At 35.8% G+C, this 18040-nt stretch carries 14 protein-coding genes, 2 tRNA genes and 1 other RNA gene; 10 read left to right on the top strand and 7 right to left on the bottom strand.

Translation table 11 applies throughout. The features are described 5' to 3' along the window. The first annotated feature begins 11 nt into the window (after positions 1-11). Entirely contained in the window at positions 12-380 is a 369-nt protein-coding gene (gene rbfA / locus N3D17_00330; protein ID MCX8081841.1) for a 30S ribosome-binding factor RbfA, read from the top strand. Further along, positions 352-1965 carry an arginine--tRNA ligase gene (gene argS, locus N3D17_00325; GenBank protein ID MCX8081840.1) on the top strand — a complete coding sequence of 538 codons (1614 nt, stop codon included), beginning with the start codon at positions 352-354 and terminating at the stop codon, positions 1963-1965. Before rbfA ends, argS begins: the two co-directional genes overlap by 29 nt. A gap of 47 nt (positions 1966-2012) precedes the next feature. On the opposite strand, the gene N3D17_00320 is transcribed toward argS, so the two are convergent. From N3D17_00320 to tsaE, 7 genes are read right to left on the bottom strand one after another with little or no spacing between them, the layout of a single operon-like run. Next, positions 2013-5483, bottom strand: a complete 3471-nt coding sequence (locus N3D17_00320; GenBank protein ID MCX8081839.1) for a glycosyltransferase family 39 protein — start codon at positions 5481-5483, stop codon at positions 2013-2015. Continuing rightward, complete coding sequence (locus N3D17_00315; GenBank protein MCX8081838.1) at positions 5464-6183, bottom strand: polyprenol monophosphomannose synthase; 720 nt, start codon at positions 6181-6183, stop codon at positions 5464-5466. The genes N3D17_00320 and N3D17_00315 overlap by 20 nt, the downstream gene beginning before the upstream one ends. Then, positions 6176-7285: a glycosyltransferase family 9 protein gene (locus tag N3D17_00310; GenBank protein ID MCX8081837.1), complete on the bottom strand. Its 1110-nt coding sequence runs from the start codon at positions 7283-7285 to the stop codon at positions 6176-6178. The genes N3D17_00315 and N3D17_00310 overlap by 8 nt, the downstream gene beginning before the upstream one ends. Positions 7286-7287: 2 nt before the next feature. Next, positions 7288-8217 carry a methionyl-tRNA formyltransferase gene (fmt, locus tag N3D17_00305; protein MCX8081836.1) on the bottom strand — a complete coding sequence of 310 codons (930 nt, stop codon included), beginning with the start codon at positions 8215-8217 and terminating at the stop codon, positions 7288-7290. After that, positions 8214-9161, bottom strand: a complete 948-nt coding sequence (locus N3D17_00300) for an ROK family protein (protein ID MCX8081835.1) — start codon at positions 9159-9161, stop codon at positions 8214-8216. Before N3D17_00300 ends, fmt begins: the two co-directional genes overlap by 4 nt. A 3-nt stretch (positions 9162-9164) precedes the next feature. Further along, positions 9165-10430 (bottom strand): hypothetical protein, encoded by a 1266-nt coding sequence (locus tag N3D17_00295; GenBank protein MCX8081834.1) that lies wholly within the window; start codon positions 10428-10430, stop codon positions 9165-9167. Then, entirely contained in the window at positions 10396-10848 is a 453-nt protein-coding gene (gene tsaE / locus N3D17_00290; protein MCX8081833.1) for a tRNA (adenosine(37)-N6)-threonylcarbamoyltransferase complex ATPase subunit type 1 TsaE, read from the bottom strand. Before tsaE ends, N3D17_00295 begins: the two co-directional genes overlap by 35 nt. A 42-nt stretch (positions 10849-10890) precedes the next feature. Between tsaE and ssrS the strand changes: the two genes are divergently transcribed. From ssrS to xylB, 8 genes are all read left to right on the top strand, one after another. Beyond that, positions 10891-11070, top strand: a non-coding RNA gene (ssrS, locus tag N3D17_00285) — 6S RNA. A 46-nt stretch (positions 11071-11116) separates the two neighbouring features. Beyond that, positions 11117-11199: transfer RNA gene (locus tag N3D17_00280), tRNA-Tyr, on the top strand. Positions 11200-11266: 67 nt separating this feature from the next. Then, positions 11267-11337: transfer RNA gene (locus N3D17_00275), tRNA-Gly, on the top strand. Between the two features lie 28 nt (positions 11338-11365). Beyond that, positions 11366-12388 (top strand): trigger factor, encoded by a 1023-nt coding sequence (locus tag N3D17_00270; protein ID MCX8081832.1) that lies wholly within the window; start codon positions 11366-11368, stop codon positions 12386-12388. Further along, complete coding sequence (locus N3D17_00265; GenBank protein MCX8081831.1) at positions 12385-13014, top strand: ATP-dependent Clp protease proteolytic subunit; 630 nt, start codon at positions 12385-12387, stop codon at positions 13012-13014. Before N3D17_00270 ends, N3D17_00265 begins: the two co-directional genes overlap by 4 nt. Further along, a complete protein-coding gene (lon, locus tag N3D17_00260) occupies positions 12992-15373 on the top strand; it encodes an endopeptidase La (GenBank protein ID MCX8081830.1) in 2382 nt (793 codons plus the stop codon). Before N3D17_00265 ends, lon begins: the two co-directional genes overlap by 23 nt. Continuing rightward, a complete protein-coding gene (locus N3D17_00255; GenBank protein MCX8081829.1) occupies positions 15348-16472 on the top strand; it encodes a PmoA family protein in 1125 nt (374 codons plus the stop codon). Before lon ends, N3D17_00255 begins: the two co-directional genes overlap by 26 nt. 1 nt (position 16473) lies before the next feature. Then, positions 16474-17979 (top strand): xylulokinase, encoded by a 1506-nt coding sequence (gene xylB, locus N3D17_00250; protein MCX8081828.1) that lies wholly within the window; start codon positions 16474-16476, stop codon positions 17977-17979. Positions 17980-18040 lie beyond the last annotated feature (61 nt).

Here is an 18040-nt window from a genome sequence, read left to right as displayed (position 1 = left end):
AGGAGGGGAAAATTAAAGAGAGAAGACAGAAGAAACTGGAACACCTTGTAAGGAAAGAGGTGGAGGAAATTATAAGGCGGCACATATCAGACCCTGATATTGGATTTTTCACCATTACATATGTTGATATTACATCTGATTTAAAGTATGCAAAGATAGGGGTGAGTATAATGGGCAGTGATGAGGAGAAGAACCGTTCATTAAACGGGCTTATCCATTCCACCCCTTATATCCAGCATAAACTTGCAACTCAACTTGTAATAAAACGTGCTCCAAAGATAGAGTTTGTATATGATGAGAGAAAAGAGTTCAGGATTGAAGAATTACTGGCAGAGATAAGAAGGGAACAGGATGAAAAAGACAGCGAAGGAACGGATTAAAGAACTTATAGAGGAAGTGTTTAAGGATGACCCGAAACTTATAGGAATAGAAGGAAAAGATGTTGTTGTATTGCCGACACTTAAAGAAGAATTTGGAGAATTTTATACAAATATTGCATTCAGGGTAAAAGATAGATTTCCCTCTCCAAAGGATGCAGCAGAATATATAAAAGAAAAGATACTTACACTTAATCTCCCATTTATAAAAAGGATAGATGTCAGGAATGGTTTTTTGAATTTTTTTTTGAGTGAGGATTTTTATCTCGGCCTTATCTCTGAAATATCCAGTGGAGACACTTCGTCTCTAAAACCAGCCCCTTTAAACAAAAAGGTTCTTATTGAGTTTGTAAGTGCCAATCCTACAGGGCCTCTTACCATTGCACACGGAAGGCAGGCGGCTTTTGGTGAAGCACTCTCAAGGGTTCTTAAATATGCGGGCTATGAAGTTACAAAAGAATATTATATCAACAATGCAGGCAGACAGATTAGACTGCTCGGGGAGTCCCTTAAAGCAAGGTATCTACAACTAAAAGGGATTGATTGTTCTATACCTGAAGGAGGATATGAAGGTGATTACCTTATAGATATTGCAAAAAAAGTCCCGGATGAAAACATTGAGTTTGACAGATTTGCTGCTGATTATATCCTTGAAGATATAAAAAATGATTTAAGAAGATTTGGAGTGAGTTTTGATAACTGGATAAGTGAGGTTGATTTTTTCAAAAATGGTAATGTGGACAAACTACTTAAGGACTTTGAATCTAAAGGGTTTATATATCCTGCAGAAGGTTCGAAGTGGTTCAAAAGCAGTATGTACGGAGATGAAAAGGATAGGGTAGTGGTGAAGAGTGATGGTTCTTATACTTATCTTGCATCTGATATTGCCTACCATAAGAATAAAATAGACAGAGGTTATGATACCTTGATAAATATTGTGGGTCCTGACCATCATGGATATATCCCCCGTTTGAAGGCAGTGGTTGAAACACTGGGTTTTAATCCTGAAAATCTGAGGTGTATTATTGTTCAACTGACAACACTCTACAGAGGTAGAGAAAAACTTTCTATGTCTACAAGAAAAGGGCAGTTTATATCTCTTAAACAACTGATGGATGAAGTGGGTCCTGATGCTTCCAAGTTTTTCTTTATCTTCAGAAAGGCAGAGAGCCATCTGGACTTTGACTTAGAACTTGCAAAAAAACAGTCCACAGAAAACCCTGTTTATTATCTCCAGTATGCATATGTCCGGATGAAACACATACTGGAGTTTGCAAAAGAAAAAGGGATTGATGTTTATAGTACAGACCTATCTCTTTTGAAAGAAATAGAAGAGATATCTCTTATGAAATATATTGCTAAATTCCCTGATACAATAGAAGCGGTTGTTAACAGTTATGGTGTACATCTTCTTGCTGAATATCTTCTTGATATTGCAAAATTGTTTCACTCTTATTATCACAAACACAGGGTTGTAGGAGAAGATAAAAACATCTCTTCTGCACGGATTATTCTTATACGGGCACTGCTCTCTGTTTTTTCACTTTCGTTAAATCTACTTAATATATCTCTTCCTGAACGGATGTAGTAAAGATGATTTTTTACGATGTAATTATAATATCCATCGGGATTATCCTATCTTCGTTTGATATTTGTAATGCCTAACAGTAATGTAATTAGAGATATTAGAATTAACCCTTTACTTAAATCAGGAAGTATGTCATTAAAAATTTTTACTTCATTCCATAATTCAAAAAAGTAAAGAGATTTTAAGAAAAGGAGGATGGTAATTAGAAACCAGATTATTGTGATTACTCGTCTTCTATTTTTTACAAATGCAAAAGAAAGATAGAGTAAAACAGTCCAGAATATCCATGAGCCCCTCTGGTTTTTATCAAGGGAAGAGATGTAAGAAAAAGTCCATCTGAAAGGTGTAAAGATAATATCTTCAGGTATATAACTGTAATAATATGTCATTACTCTGAACCTTTCTCCTTCCCTTTTTCTTATTGCTGCTATTACGGCCTTTCTTCTTTCCTGAGTACTTAACTGGTTCCAGTTCTCTGTCTTTAGTGATGTCCATACAGTGCAGATATTATTCCACCCATGCCAGTTTGTTCCACCTACCATCACAAGACCTCTATTTCTGCACAGTTCTATAATCTCTTTCTGTTTCTTATATGTTAACGGGACAGAAGAAATTCCTGCTACCTCAAATCCATCCACACCTGCATCTGCTATTTCCTTAAGAGAAAATTTCATTTTCTTATCTGCCCATATATGTGGAACTATAACTACACCACCATAACTGTGAACTTTATCTATCAATTCTTTCAGGTTATTAAACTCTTTAGGGTTAATATCATTCTCAATCCCTAAGAGATTGAGATAGACCCCTTTGAAACTTATCTCCTGTGCTGGAATAACACTATTGGGTAGATTATTTCTTCTTATTATTTCTTCCTGTAAAATTGATGAGATACTTCCATCTTTATGTTCTGTGATTGCCCAGCAGTTAAATCCATAATTATTGTGCCATTGAAGGTTATAAGCAGGTGTGACAATACCATCATGGGAATATATTGTATGAGAGTGCAGGTCTAAGAGAATAGTATCAGAACTCTTGGGAATAAGTTTATATCTTTGAACAGGTAGGAATATTCCATAAATAGTTAATAGACATAGTGAAAGGAGGATTATAAACATTCCTCTTAGAATTTTAAGTATTTTTATTTTAAGTGTTTCTCTCAAAAACAGTACTGTATATATTATCCATATAAAAGAAAGCCATATGAACCATGAAAGAATTTGCCCTTTTGGATAAGGGATGTTTATAAAGTATAAGGGGAAATCAGTAAAAGGAGTAAATATCCTTACAGCAAGTGGTTTTATAATTCTTATATCTTTTGCAATATTCTGTGTGTCCGTATATACAGGATATTTCTGGTAAGGGATGATAAAAAAGAGAAAATAAAGGAACAACATAAGATATATCGCGGTTTTTATTGCTATTCTGTGTTTAATATATAATTCTTTCAGTATAAATCTTTTTTCAAATAGAGTCATCGCTGTAAAAAATGAAATGACTGCTACAACAAAGCCACCTATAATATCAAGAGGAAAGTGTGCACCTACAAAACATCGTGATATACTTATAAATATTCCTAATATCAGGAAAAGGATACTCCATTCAGGCATAAGGTATGAAAGTAGAAGAACTCCTGTAAATGCGGTCTGACTGTGTCCTGATGGGAATGAGCCCTTTTTTAGAGGTGGCCCCAGTACATTTACAAACTCTTTACCGAAATATCCGAGTGGGCGCGGTATATTAAATATCTCTTTCAGTATGTGAACTATAATACCACCAATAATAAGTGAAATTAGAAAGATAAAGATATATCTTACTGATTGTTTCTTTTTTTTCAAAATGGCAATCAACACAATAAGAGGTATAAGGATAAAACCTGATCCTATATAGGTTAAAGATAAGAAAAATGTATCAACAAATTTATTTTTACAGGCATAATGATTGATAAAGAAAAAATATCTTTCATTCCATCGTTTTACATTTTCTTTAAAATTTCTTTGAATAAAATTTATGGATTGAAGGAAAGATGGGTTTGTTTTTTCTGTGTCAAAATTATAGCACCTGTATATATAGAAGTTTTTTACAAATCTTTTGTGTTGATAAACAGGGAGTACTTCCGGACCTTCAATTTTCTGGAATACATAAAACTTTCCTGGTTCTGTTTTAAAATGGTCATCGCAGAAAAAAATCCCATTTCTTTTAAACAGAGATACCTTCAGGTTTTCTGAATATTGCCAGAAGTCATACTGGTCTATCCTTTTACTCAAACAGTATACCGGAACTTCTGGTTCCAGATAGTATGCAAGCTGGCTTGCTATATAGAATTTATGTGTAAATACAAAAAAGTCCTTTCCCTTTTCTTCTATCTTTATCTCTTTTATTCTTCTGGCAAGGTCTTTCCACCCGGTAATATCCTGTGATATGTCTATATCCTGTGAAAGGTTAAAAGGACGAGATATTATCTGAACTGGTATGAGAATTGTCAGTATTCCTCCTGTAACAAGGGAAACAATTAAGAAATATCTTGCTATTTTCTTTGAGGGACTGGAAAAAAGTGTTTTGCCGATTTCTCCTGCTGCAGGTAGAATTGTGAGATAACCAACAGCAAGCCAGTGGGGAAGGACTTCATTGGACATACCAGAATATGTAAAGAGAAGAATAACAGGTAATGAGAATGAAGTAAGAAGTAGTGCTTTAACATCTTTTTTTACTGCCTGTCTGACTGTAATAATGATGACATAAACGAGAAAGAAGAAGATGAAAGGAGAAAACACCCCTGCCTGTGCACCGATGTTTTTCAAAAACATCTCTATATTGAAAAATCTTTTCTCACCGAGTCCATGGCTGAATTGAAATATAAATGACGCCCAGTAGTTTTCATAGTTCCATATAATAACAGGTATGAACATTATTGTACTTATTAAAAATCCAATATACGGTTCTTTCTTTCTCATCCATCTTCTCATTGAAGGAACGGTTAAGATGAAAAGGAGGATAGAAGGATAGATTACAAATGCAGTGTATTTTGTCAGGAGAGAGAGTCCTGCAATAATTCCTGTAAGATACCATAGATAGTGTTTCCCTGTAAGATATATCTGCCACATCAGAAATAGTATAATAAGCCAGAAGAGAGAAAGTATTGTTTCAGGGACAATGGCAATCCCTCCAATAGAGGAAAATAAAGGAATACAGTTGAATATAACCACTGTCCAGAACCCCGCTTTTGTTCCATAAAGTAGTTTCCCTGTGTAAAATAGCATGAGTGCAGTTCCAGTTCCTGCAATGATTGCAGGCATTCTGACAGTAATAAGTGATTTCCCTATAGTGATTATAAAGAACCTTATCAGATAACCTACCATTGGAGGGTGGTCATAATAGGAAAGGGCAGGTTGAAGTGCATACTGAATATAGTGTGCTTCATCAACACCAAGTCCTATAGTGTATGCAAGATACAACCGTATCAGTGTTGTAAGTCCTATAAGTATAAATGTATACCTGCTATATTTTTTTTCTTCCATACCCCATTCTTAAAAGTAATACCTTTAAGAGATATTTAAAAAGTATATATGGTTTTAGTTTTGATTTCCCTGCCTTTCGCTGATGGAATACTATTGGTACTTCACATATGCGGGCATTATATTTTTTAAGATAAAACAAAACCTCAGTTATTATAAAAGGGTCATCTGCTGAAAGTTTACCAATGATTTTTTCAAGGATATCTCTTTTAAAAAATCTGAATCCGGAGGTTGGGTCTGATAGTTTAATTCCAAGAATAGTTTTTATATAGAGATGGCTTATTTTACTTATAATCTTTCTTAAACTACCCCTTTGTGTATCTTTTCCACCTTTTATATATCTTGAACCAATTACCACATCACAGTACTCTATCTTCTCTACCATAGATGGGATAAATGAAGGATGATGTGAAAAATCAGCATCCATCTCACCTATAATCTCTGCATTTGTCTTCAGTGCTTCTTTAAAACCATATATTCCAGCAAGTCCTCTACCTTTTTTCTCTGTTCTTACATATACAGAAACACGAGGGTTATCTATAAATACCTTTCTTACAGTATCTGCTGTTCCATCAGGAGAATTATCGTCTACAAGTATGACCTGTATATTAAGTTGTAATTTCAATATCTCTTCTATCAGAGAAACAATATTGTCCTTCTCATTATAGGTAGGGAGTACTATTGCTATAGATTTTTTATCCATAGTGTTGTTCTATTACAGAAAGCACTTCTTCTGGTTTTATCATATCCATACAGGATGGACTTATATCACATTTCTTTCTATAACAACAGAAACAATCCAGAGGTGTAATAATTTTTTTTATTCTACCATAATCTGCTATCTCATATGGGGATGTGGGACCAAAAAGTGCTACAACTTTTTTCTTCAGTCCTGTTGCTGCATGCATGGCAAGGGTATCTGCACTTACTACCACATCACAAAGATTAAGGAGTGCAAAAAAGTCAGGAATGGTATTATTATAACCAGTGTTTATAAGATATGGATTACTTTTCTTCATAAGTTTTTCAATAATATCTTTTTCTTCAGTACCACCAAATAAAAGTACAGTGTATTTTTCTCCTGTAAGTAGTCCAATAAGTTTTATAAGATGTTTTTCAGGCCATCTTTTTGTAATCCATCTGGAACCACTACCAGTATTTATACCTACAATCTTTTTTCCTGTCAGTTTGTGCTTTTTTACGAATGCTTCTGCCTTTTTAATGGATGACTTTTCAAGTGGAACAATAATCTCACCATAATTATCAAGTTCTGTTATTTCTGTAATAAACTGCTGATATGTTTTCCTGTTCTTTTTCTTCATATCATCATTATGACTTAAAAGAAACCACTCTTCTGCTGTTTGGTTTGAACATTCAATATCCCAGTTTTTTCTATATCTAAATCCACAGAATAACTCTGTATTGGCACTACCAGCAGTGATTAAACTATCTGGAGAAAGGTCAAGGTTTATAACCATATCAAAATGGAAGAAAGATATTGCCTGAAGAAATTCTGTAGTATCTGTCCATATCTCATCAATATAAGGATTCCCTTCCAGTACTTCTCTGTTTTTATTTGCCACCAGCCATATAATTTTATATCCAGAAAATTTTTCCTTAAGTGGCTCAAGCAATGAAGTGGTTCTTAAAACATCTCCTGCTGCATCCTTCTTTATAATAAGTATAGTTCCTTTAATTTTTCTAAAATTCAAGCATTCTGAACATATACATCTATCATTTTTATGATATATACACGGTGTATCCGGTTTAAAAAATCCACAGTACTGTCTTATATTTATCTTCATACTTATCTATTTTTTGAAAAAGTCATACCTGTTTTTAACCTATATCCATTTATAAATTCTGTAGCAGACATCTTTTTTTTCCCTTCCATCTGTAATTCGTTAATCTTGAGTATACCTTTACCACAGGCAACGTATATATTTGAATGGTTAATATCTACTATCTCCCCTGGCTGTCCATCTTTTTTTTCTGATACAGGTAATGCTCCGTATATTTTAATATATTTACCATTCAGATATGTATAGGCACCAGGCCATTCTTTTACACCTCTTATGAGATTATACACCTCTGTAGCAGATTTCTTCCATTGGATAAGCCCATCTTCTTTTTTAAGCCGTCTTGCGTATGTAGAGATACCTTGCTGTGGTAATGGTTTTATCCCATTTTTTATATCTGTAATACTTTCAAGCAGAAGTGAAGGTGCAATCTCTGAAAGCCGTCTTCTTAATGAAAATATGTCATCTGTTTCATAAATAGAAGTCCTTTCCTGTTTTATAATTTCCCCTGTATCCACACGGTCTTTTATTGTTATGACAGTTATACCTGTTTCTTTTTCTCCATTTATGAGTGCCCATTCCATAGGGGCAGCACCTCTATATTTAGGTAATAGTGAAGGATGGACATTAATTGCTCCAGCGGAAGGTATCTTTATAATTTCTTCAGGGAGTATTTTGCCATAAGAGATGAGGACAATAAAGTCAGGAGAAATATCTTTTAGGGTCTTTATAAATGTTGTGTCTGATATGTTCTCTGGTTGATATACAGGTATATTGTTATTTAAAGCCCATACTTTTATCGGTGTAGAAGAAATTTTCAACCCTCTTCCACAGGGTTTATCAGGAGAGGTTATAACACCTGCGAGGCAATATTTTTTTTTCAGGGCTTCAAGTGAAGGGATACCAAAGGCATCACTGCCAAAATAGATTATTTTCATTTCTGGAATATAAGTGCACCAGCAGAGACAATCCCTGCATCACTTCCGAGAGTTGACTGAACTACCTTTACATTCTGTGAGAGGATATTCATAGCCCGTTGTTTAATGGTCTTTTCAATCGTTTCAAACATAATCTCAACATTTTTGGATATACCACCACCTATAACAATAATATCTGGATTCAAAAGGTTAACAAGCCCGGAAAACAAAGCACCTAAACATATTCCAACATCTATCCATATGTCAGTTGCGACCTTATCACCTTTTTTATATGCATCAGATATTATCTTTGGTGTTATATTCTCAAGTTTTTTTTCTGAAAGTTCATATATGAGTGTTTTTTCCCCTTTTTTTATTGCATTTATAGCCCTTTCAACAATATAATCCCTTCCTACAAATCTTTCTATACATCCATAGTTTCCACATTTACACTGCGGTCCCTTATAATCAATGGGTATATGCCCTAATTCTAAAGCAGAGTAGTTGCTTCCACGCAGGAGTTTCCCATCCTTTACAATTCCACCACCTACACCTGTACCCAGTGTAATACATATCATTGTGTTGTATCCCTTACCTGCTCCATAGAGGTACTCTCCCCAGGTAATTGAATTTACATCATTTTCTACAACAACAGGCAGTCCATATTTTTCAGAGAATATCTTTTTTAAGGGGAGGTTATGCCAGCCAGGAATATTTGGTGCTTCAAAGACAATGCCTTCATTATCTACAACACCTGGAGTTCCTATACCTATTCCTGTTGGCTTTTCATCAAGTCCTTCTAAAACAAACTCAATAGCGGTCTCAATCTGTTTAAGAACAACCTCTTTTTTACCTTCTTCAGTGCGTGTAGGAAACTGCTGTTTTTTTAAAACATTCCCATTTTCATCTGTAAGCCCTGCCTTTATGTATGTTCCACCTATATCTATACCTACTACCTTTTTCATTCCTTATCCTTTCTTCCTTCCAAATATCTTTATACCTTTCTTCTGTTTTTCTATTTCTGCCTTAACAGGTTGTTCTATCGGCTTTTGTGCTACGGGTTCTGTTCCTTTTTTACCAAATAATTTTCTCTTGGGTTGTTCAACTGGTTTTGTTTCAGTTACCACTTCAATTGTTTCAGGAGTAGAAGGGAGTTGTTGTCCCTCTACATATTCAGGATAGACACCATATTTCTTAATAAGTTCCATTACCTTACAGTACTGCTGGAAACTTACATTATTTGGAATTGAGTGGTCTGAATGATAGATATAACCACCATTTTTTTTAGCCACTTCAAATTTCTTTTTTATTTCCTCTTCTATCTTTGAGAGGTCTTCATCTGCCATCAGTCGTACATCTATATTTCCCATAAATGCAAGTTGGTCTCCATATTTCTCTTTAAGAGAAATTACGTCCATACCTGCCTTTACTTCAAGTGGCTGAAGACAGTCCAGCCCTACTTCTATAAGTAAAGGAATTAATTCTGTCACATTACCACAACTGTGGAGTATTGTTTTCATTCCTTTTGAGTGGAAGTATCCATAAAGTAAACGGTCTGCTTCATAATGGGTTTTTTTATAACTTTCAGGAGAGAAAAAAAGGCCATTTTTATATCCCATATCATTATATAAAAATGCACCATCAAACTTAAACCCGTTATTTATCATTAGGTCCGCTGTTACAATAATGAGTTCTGCAAGTGTCATCACCATATCTTTTACCCAGTCAGGGTCCTCAGCCATTGTGATTAATAACTGGTCGGATTTCATATAATATCCTACTGCATCATATCCACAGGCAGCGGAAAAGCATATAAACTTCCCTTCTTCTATAGCGGTCTGGTTGTTGGCAAGTCCTGTTGCCCAATCAATTCTTTTCCAGTCAGGTTTAAGCCGTTTTTTTATCTCATTCCAGTCATCTTTTGTCTTTATAGGCCAGTCAATAATCTCAGGGGTTGTAGAATAGTCCCTGTGGTTTTTCCTTTTTCCTCCTGCATTGGTTGTGGTGATAATATACTCTTCATTCCTCTCTATAACTTTTACAGGGAACCGAGGAGAAAGGTCTGCACCAAAGAGAGCGAGTTCATATCCAAAATACTCATCTGGTGAAATATCTTCAGGTAGCCCTTCCTTTTTCCATCTATTTATAGTTGCAGTCCATAAAGTATCATGTACAGGGATTCTATCAGCAATTTGATGATTAAGTACCCTTAACACTCTTTCTCTGCTTGTCATCTTTTATCCTCCCCTTTAGTCCTTTTATTATAATTTTTCTTTTACTGTTTATAAGGGAAATGCTTATAAATATTGTCTTTTTCGGTAATATATCATATATTTTATCTGCCCACTCAATAAGCACAATCCCTTTATCAAGATACTCTTCCCATCCGAATGTCTCCATTTCTATTTTACACTTTAATCTGTAAAGGTCAAAATGGAATACAGGTAATGGTCCTGGATATTCATTTATCAGGACAAAAGAAGGACTTGTTGCTTCACATCCAGTGAGTTCTTTTACAATACCTTTAATCATTGTTGTCTTTCCACTTCCAAGTTCTCCTGTGAAGGCGATAGTATCACCTTTTTTGAGGTAAGATGCGATTTCTTTTCCTATATTTATAGTTTCTTCAGGATTTCTTGAAAAAATTACCATAATAAATATTTTACTTTTTTTGGAAAAAGAGGTAAAATTAAAATTAACCTGCTCCGTGCGTGATGATAAATTACTCTTGAGCCAACACTTGAGACAAGGGAACCAAGTTCTGATGGGGCTGACAGGTTCGCCTAAGAGCGAAAAGTCAAAGCCGTCAGAGGAGGTGCCCACCTGTTAAAAGGGTCTCAGAGAGTATAATCGTTGCGGCGGAGCGGGAGTTATATAAATTAGATAAAGGTAGATTTTGAAATTTAACGTTTTATAAATTGGGCAGGTTGCGGAGCGGCCAATCGCACCAGACTGTAAATCTGGCGGCTTATGCCTTCGGAGGTTCGAATCCTCCCCTGCCCATTTAATTAGTATTTTTCTAATTCCTTTTCTCTGAGCAGAGAAGGAAATAAGAAAGTATTTTTCTTTTGCGGGGTTAGTTTAATGGTAAAACATCAGCCTTCCAAGCTGGTTATACGGGTTCGATTCCCGTACCCCGCTTTTAAGACATATTGAAAGGAAAAAAATAATGGAAAAAGTTAAGGTAGAGATAATAGAAAAGTCAGCACTCGGCAGAGAAATATCTTTTGTAGTTGATAAAGAAGAAGTGGATAAGGTGCGATACGATATTGTTGAAGAGATAAGAAAAAATGCAGAAGTAGAAGGGTTTAGAAAAGGCAAGGTTCCTGAGGAAATTATAGAAAAAAAATTTGGGAAAGTTATAAATGAAAATCTTATTAACAGAATAATTCCGGATGTTTATATTGAAACAATTAAAGAAAAAAATTTAAATCCTGTTGCAGAACCGGATGTTTTTGATGTGTCTATTGATGAAGAAGGATTGAAGTTTAAGGTTTATATAGAGATTAAACCAGATATACATTTGAAAAAATACAAAGGTATACCTGTAAAAAAAGTAGTGTCTGAGGAGGTTACAGAGAAAGAGGTTGAAGGGGTTCTTGCTGAATGGGAAAAAAACCCTTCTATTGCTTCTTCAATTATTGACCCTGAGAAGAGGAGATTATGGAAGGAGAAGATAAGACAACAGTTAGAGGCGTATAAAAAAGTGGAAGCATTAGTGAAGGAAAACAGACAATTATGGGATGAGATATTTAAGGAAACGGATTTCCCTGTACCTGATAAACTGGTTACAGAGGAAGCAATACGATATACAGAAGAAGAGATTAGCAGGATGAATACAGAAGGGAAGAGTAAAGAAGAAATAGAAAAGATTGCAAAAGATATTTTTGAAAAGGTAAAACCTGAAGCAATATCTTCTGTAAAAAGATATTTAGTGCTTGATAAAATAGCGGAGATTGAAAATATAAAGGCAGAAGAGCAGGATATTAAAGAAAGGATAGATGAGATAAGCAGGTCGTCGGGAGAACCACCTGAACAGATAAGACAGAAACTTGAAAAGGCAAACAGGATGGAAGCATTGAAAGATGAAATAAGAATTCAGAAAGCATTCAGGTTTATGAGGGATAATGCAAAATTTATAGAAAGGGTCATCCTCCCCGGTGAAGAGAAAAAACTGGAGATAATAAAATGAAAGGACAATTGATACCTTATGTTATAGAATCCACAGAACGAGGAGAACGGGCATATGATATATATTCTCGTCTTTTAAAAGATAGAATTATATTTATAGGTGCTCCTATAACAGATAGTTTAGCTAATGTTGTAATTGCAGAGTTCCTGTTTCTTCAAAATGAAGACCCGAAGAAGGATATACATCTTTACCTCAATACTGCAGGGGGGTCTATAACGGCAGGTCTTGCTATATATGATACAATGCAGTTTGTTTCCTGCGATGTAGCCACCTACTGTATAGGTCAGGCAGCAAGTATGGGTGCATTACTTCTTGCTGGCGGGACAAAAGGGAAAAGATATCTACTTCCACATAGCAGGGTTTTAATCCATCAGCCATGGGGTGGTGTGGAAGGAACTGCAAAGGATGTAAGTATTCAGACGAAAGAGATGCTACGACTGAAGAAAATTGTTACAGATATCCTTGCTTTACATACAGGGAATTCTGTAAAAAAAATTGAAAAGGATACCGACAGGGACTATTTTATGAATGCAGAAGAAAGTGTGAAATATGGTCTTGGAGATAAAATCATCCTGTCAGCAAAAATCTCTTTATTGATGAAAAATGGTTATACTGAAAAAAAATGAAAAATCAGGCAGGAAAGTACTACCTGCTTTACCTTTAAGAGACCTTATTATATTTCCTAATATGGTGGTACCTCTTCTGGTTGGTAGAGTACGTTCAATAAATACTGTAGAAGAGGCACTGGCAAGTGAAGAAGAACTTCTTGTTGTTTTTCAGAAAGACCCTCAGATAGAAGACCCGGAATTCAAAGATATCTATTCTGTAGGAGTGAAGACAAAAATTATCCAGAGTGTAAGAGAACAGAATGGTTTAATGAAAATCCTGGTAGAGGTTCTTGAAAGAGTAATTATAAAAGATTTTTTTAAAGATAAGAAGATATTTGTTGCAAAAATAGAGAATATTGTTGTAAAAGAAACAGGGGTGAATAAAGAAAACGAGGCATTATCACGACTTGCCCTTGAAATGCTTGATAAATATCTGAATCTCAACACTTCTGTTCCGAGAGAACTATACGTTACAATATCCACTATTGAAAACCCTTCACGGTTATGTGATGCCATTGCTGGTTATCTCCCCCTTAAACTCAAAGATAAAGGCGCTCTGATGGAGAAGGTTGAGATAGGGGAAAGATTGCGATTACTTATAGATATACTCAATCAGGAGATAGGACTTCTTGAAATTCAGAAGAAGATACAGAATCAGGTAATAAAAAAGATAGAGGATACACAGCGTCAGTATTTTTTAAGTGAACAGTTAAAAGAGATACAGAAAGAATTAGGCAAGGAAGGTGAGAGTGATGAAATATCACAATTAAGAGAAAAGATAAAGAATGCAAAGATGTCTCAGCCAGCAGAAGCAAAAGCAATGGAAGAACTCTCCCGTCTTTCAAAAACGATGCCTCTTTCTCCTGAAGCCACTGTTATAAGAACATATCTTGAGTGGTTGATAAACCTTCCATGGGATATCAAAACAGAAGATAACCTTGATATTACACATGCTGGAAAAATTTTAGACGAAGATCATTATGGACTTGAAAAAGTAAAAGAAAGAATCCTTGAGTATCTTGCAGTTAGAAAAAGGTCAGAAGGTATGAAATCCCCAATTCTTTGTTTTGTGGGACCTCCTGGGGTAGGGAAAACATCACTCGGAAGGTCTATTGCGAGAGCAATGGGGAGAAAATTTGTAAGGGTTTCTTTAGGTGGTATGCGGGATGAAGCAGAAATCAGAGGGCACAGGAAGACATATATTGGTTCACTGCCAGGAAGGATTATTCAGTCAATAAGAAAGGCAGGGGTGAAAAATCCTGTATTTTTATTAGATGAAATTGATAAACTCGGAAAGGACTTTCGGGGTGACCCTGCAAGTGCATTACTTGAAGTTCTTGACCCTGAACAGAACCACTCTTTTTCTGACCATTATCTTGAAGTGGAGTTTGACCTCTCACAGGTACTGTTTATAACAACCGCTAATACAGAATATACAATACCACCTGCCTTGCTCGACAGAATGGAAATCATTTCCCTGCCGGGTTATACCATCTGGGAGAAGAAAGAGATTGCTCAGAGACATCTTATCCCTAAACAGATGAAAGAACATGGCCTTACGGAGAAAAATATAAAATTCTCAGAAGATGCATTGTTTAAAATTATAAGAAATTACACGAGGGAAGCGGGTGTAAGAAATTTAGAAAGAGAGATTGCAAATATATGCAGAAAGGTGACGAAAAAAATTGTTGAAACAGGGAAAGAAGAATTTTATCGTATTACCGCAAGAAATATTGAAAATTATCTTGGTCCAGAAAAATTTCCTACACCTTCAGGAGAGAAAGAACCAAAGGTTGGAGTTGCTACAGGTATGGCATGGACTGAGTATGGTGGAGAGATACTTTTCACAGAAGTACTTACAATGAAAGGGAAAGGGAATCTTATACTTACAGGACAGTTAGGGGATATTATGAAAGAGTCAGCACAGGCAGCTTTAAGTTATGTCCGGGCACATATAAATGATTTTGGACTTGCTCCTGACTTTTATAAAGATATAGATATACATATCCATGTTCCTGAGGGTGCGATACCAAAGGATGGTCCTTCTGCTGGTATTACAATAGCCACAGCACTTATATCCTGTCTTACAGGTAAACCAGTAGATGCCGGAATAGCGATGACAGGAGAGATAACATTACAGGGAAAGGTATTAAAGATAGGCGGGTTGAAATCAAAAATCCTTGCTGCTCATCGTTCGGGTATTAAAAAGGTTATAATCCCTGAAGAAAATGAAAAAGACCTGAAAGAAATACCGGTAAAGGTGAAAGAAGACCTTGAAATAATAATGGTAAAAAATATAAAAGAGGTAATTGAAAAATCCATCATTGGATGGAGTAAAACGGAGGGAAAAGATGAAAGAAATAGTGCTGGTAAATAAAGGAAGTAGAGATTTTACAGGGTCTCCTGTTTCTGTTAACTGGGATGGAGAGGAAGGGGTTTTTATTTTATCTTCAGACAAAGTAGAGATATACGGACAAACAGAAAGAAAGGATGAGAAGATATATCTTACTTTTATACCTCATGTTATAAAATCAGGAGAAGAGTTGAAACTTTCTGTTAAGAAGGCAGGAAGTGTTCCTTTATATGTAAAACTTTCAGACAATAAAGATGAAGGCATGGTAAATGTGTTTATAAATGAGGAATATTTTACATCCTATAACTACTCTGAAAAGGTTGTAAGACCATATCTTTTTCCTGTTATAGGTCCTGGTGGAAAAGTTATTTTGAGGACACCTGCAAAAGAGGGAAATCCTGAAAAGATAGACCATCCACACCACCGGGGTATATGGGTGGCACATGGAGATATCAACGGAACAGATAACTGGTCTGAGATGCCCGGACATGGAAGAACAGTCCATCAGAAGTTTATTGAAATAACATCAGGTCCTGTTTTTGGAAAGATACATACGTTAAGCAACTGGGTAAGTGATAAAAATGAAAAGATTATTGAGGAAGAGCGGATAATAGTTATTTACAACCTTCCTGTGGAAAGCAGAATAATAGACCACAGGGTTATCCTGCGGGCAAGTGAAAAAGAGGTTGTTTTCAAAGATACTAAAGAGTCAGGTTTATTAAGTATAAGGGTGAATCCTGAAATGCAGGGAGATAGAAAAGGGTTTATGGTAAATTCCTATGGGGCAAAAGGAGAGGCAGAGTGCTGGGGCAAAAGAGCAGAATGGTGTGATTACTGTGGTGAAGTTGAGGGAATAAAATGTGGAATTGCTGTATTTGATTATCCCGCTAATTTTAGATATCCTACATGGTGGCATATAAGAAATTATGGGCTTTATACTGCAAACTTCTTTGGTCTCTCTGATTTTACAGGTGATAGGAGTAATACAGGAACATATATACTGCCATATATGAATGAATTAAAACTCTATCACCGTATCTATATCCATTCTGGCTATACAGAAGAAGCAAAGGTTGCAGAAAGGTATCTTAATTTTATATATCCGCCGGACTTAAACAAATAGAATGGAATATCTTTTAGGTATTGATGTTGGTACCACAGGTGTTAAGATACTCCTTATTGATGAAGGAGGTCGTATCCAAGGTAGTGTTACTGAGGAATATCCCCTTTTTACTCCAAAGCCCGGCTGGGCAGAACAAAATCCTTCTGATTGGTGGGAAGCGACAGTAAAGGGAATAAGGAGACTTATTGAAGAGACAGGAGTTAAAGGGACGGAGATAAGAGGGATAGGACTTACAGGACAGATGCATGGAAGTGTATTTCTTAATAACAAAGGCGCGGTTATCCATCCTGCGATATTATGGTGTGACCAGAGAACAGCAAAGGAATGTGAAGAGATAACAGAAAAAGTGGGGAAGAAAAAGGTTTTTGAAATTACCTGTAACCCTGTTTTAACTGGTTTCCAGGCACCCAAAATTGTCTGGTTAAGAAATAACCACCCAGAGGTTTATAAAAATATCTCAAAGGTTCTCCTCCCAAAGGACTATATAAGGTTCTGTCTTACAGGTGTTTTTGCAACGGATGTAGCAGATGCTTCAGGAACCTCTCTTTTTGATGTAAAGAGAAGGAAATGGTCAGAAGAGATACTTGAGGCACTTGATATATCTTCTTCTTTACTGCCTGAATGTTTTGAATCACCTGAATTAACCGGATATATAACAAAGGAAGTTTCAGGGCTAACAGGTATTCAGGAAGGTACACCTGTTGTAGCAGGTGCTGGGGACCAGGCAGCAGGTGGAATAGGAAGTGGAATTGTTGAAGAAGGATTTGTATCGGTTTCTTTAGGTACAAGCGGGGTTGTTTTTGCACATCTTGAAGATATTTTTGTTGACCCTGAAGGACGGCTACATACCTTTTGTCATGCGGTTCCTGGAAAGTGGCATATAATGGGGGTTATGCTTTCTGCTGGTGGTTCATTCAGATGGTTAAGAGATACTCTTTTTGGTAAAGAGACATCATATAACATTATGACGGATATGGCAGGGCAGGTACCAGTAGGGAGTGAAGGACTTCTGTTTTTACCTTATCTAACCGGTGAAAGATGTCCCTATCCTGACCCTAATGCGAGAGGTATCTTTTTTGGTATATCTCTTAAACACAGAAAAGAACACTTTGTAAGGGCTGTAATGGAAGGGGTGTCTTTTGGATTGAAAGATAGTATAAGGATTATGAAAGAAATAGGTGTGCCTGAAGGAAAAAGATTTCGTATTACAGGTGGAGGGGCTAAGAGTGATTTGTGGTGTAAAATGATGGCAGATGTTTTTGATGGAGATACTGTAAGATTGAAGGTTGAAGAAGGACCTTCTTTTGGTGCAGCAGTCCTTGCAGGTGTAGGAGTGGGTATGTATAGCGATGTAAAGACCGCCTGCAAAAAACTGGTAAAAGAAGATGAAAAAGTGTTTATACCGGATGTACGAAATACTGAGTTATATAATAAATTTTATACTCTTTATGGGAACATCTATAAAAATGTTAAGGGTATATTTGACAACCTCGCTGAAATTTCATAAAATCTAACTTACTATTTATGATTGCAAGATTAGGAATTTTTAGACCTGCAATCTTTAAGTC

It is taken from the genome of bacterium, assembly GCA_026414725.1.
Classification (GTDB): Bacteria; Ratteibacteria; UBA8468; order B48-G9; family JAFGKM01; genus JAAYXZ01.
The sequence above is the reverse complement of the archived record's forward strand: the minus strand, read 5'-3'. Positions and strand labels throughout refer to the sequence as shown.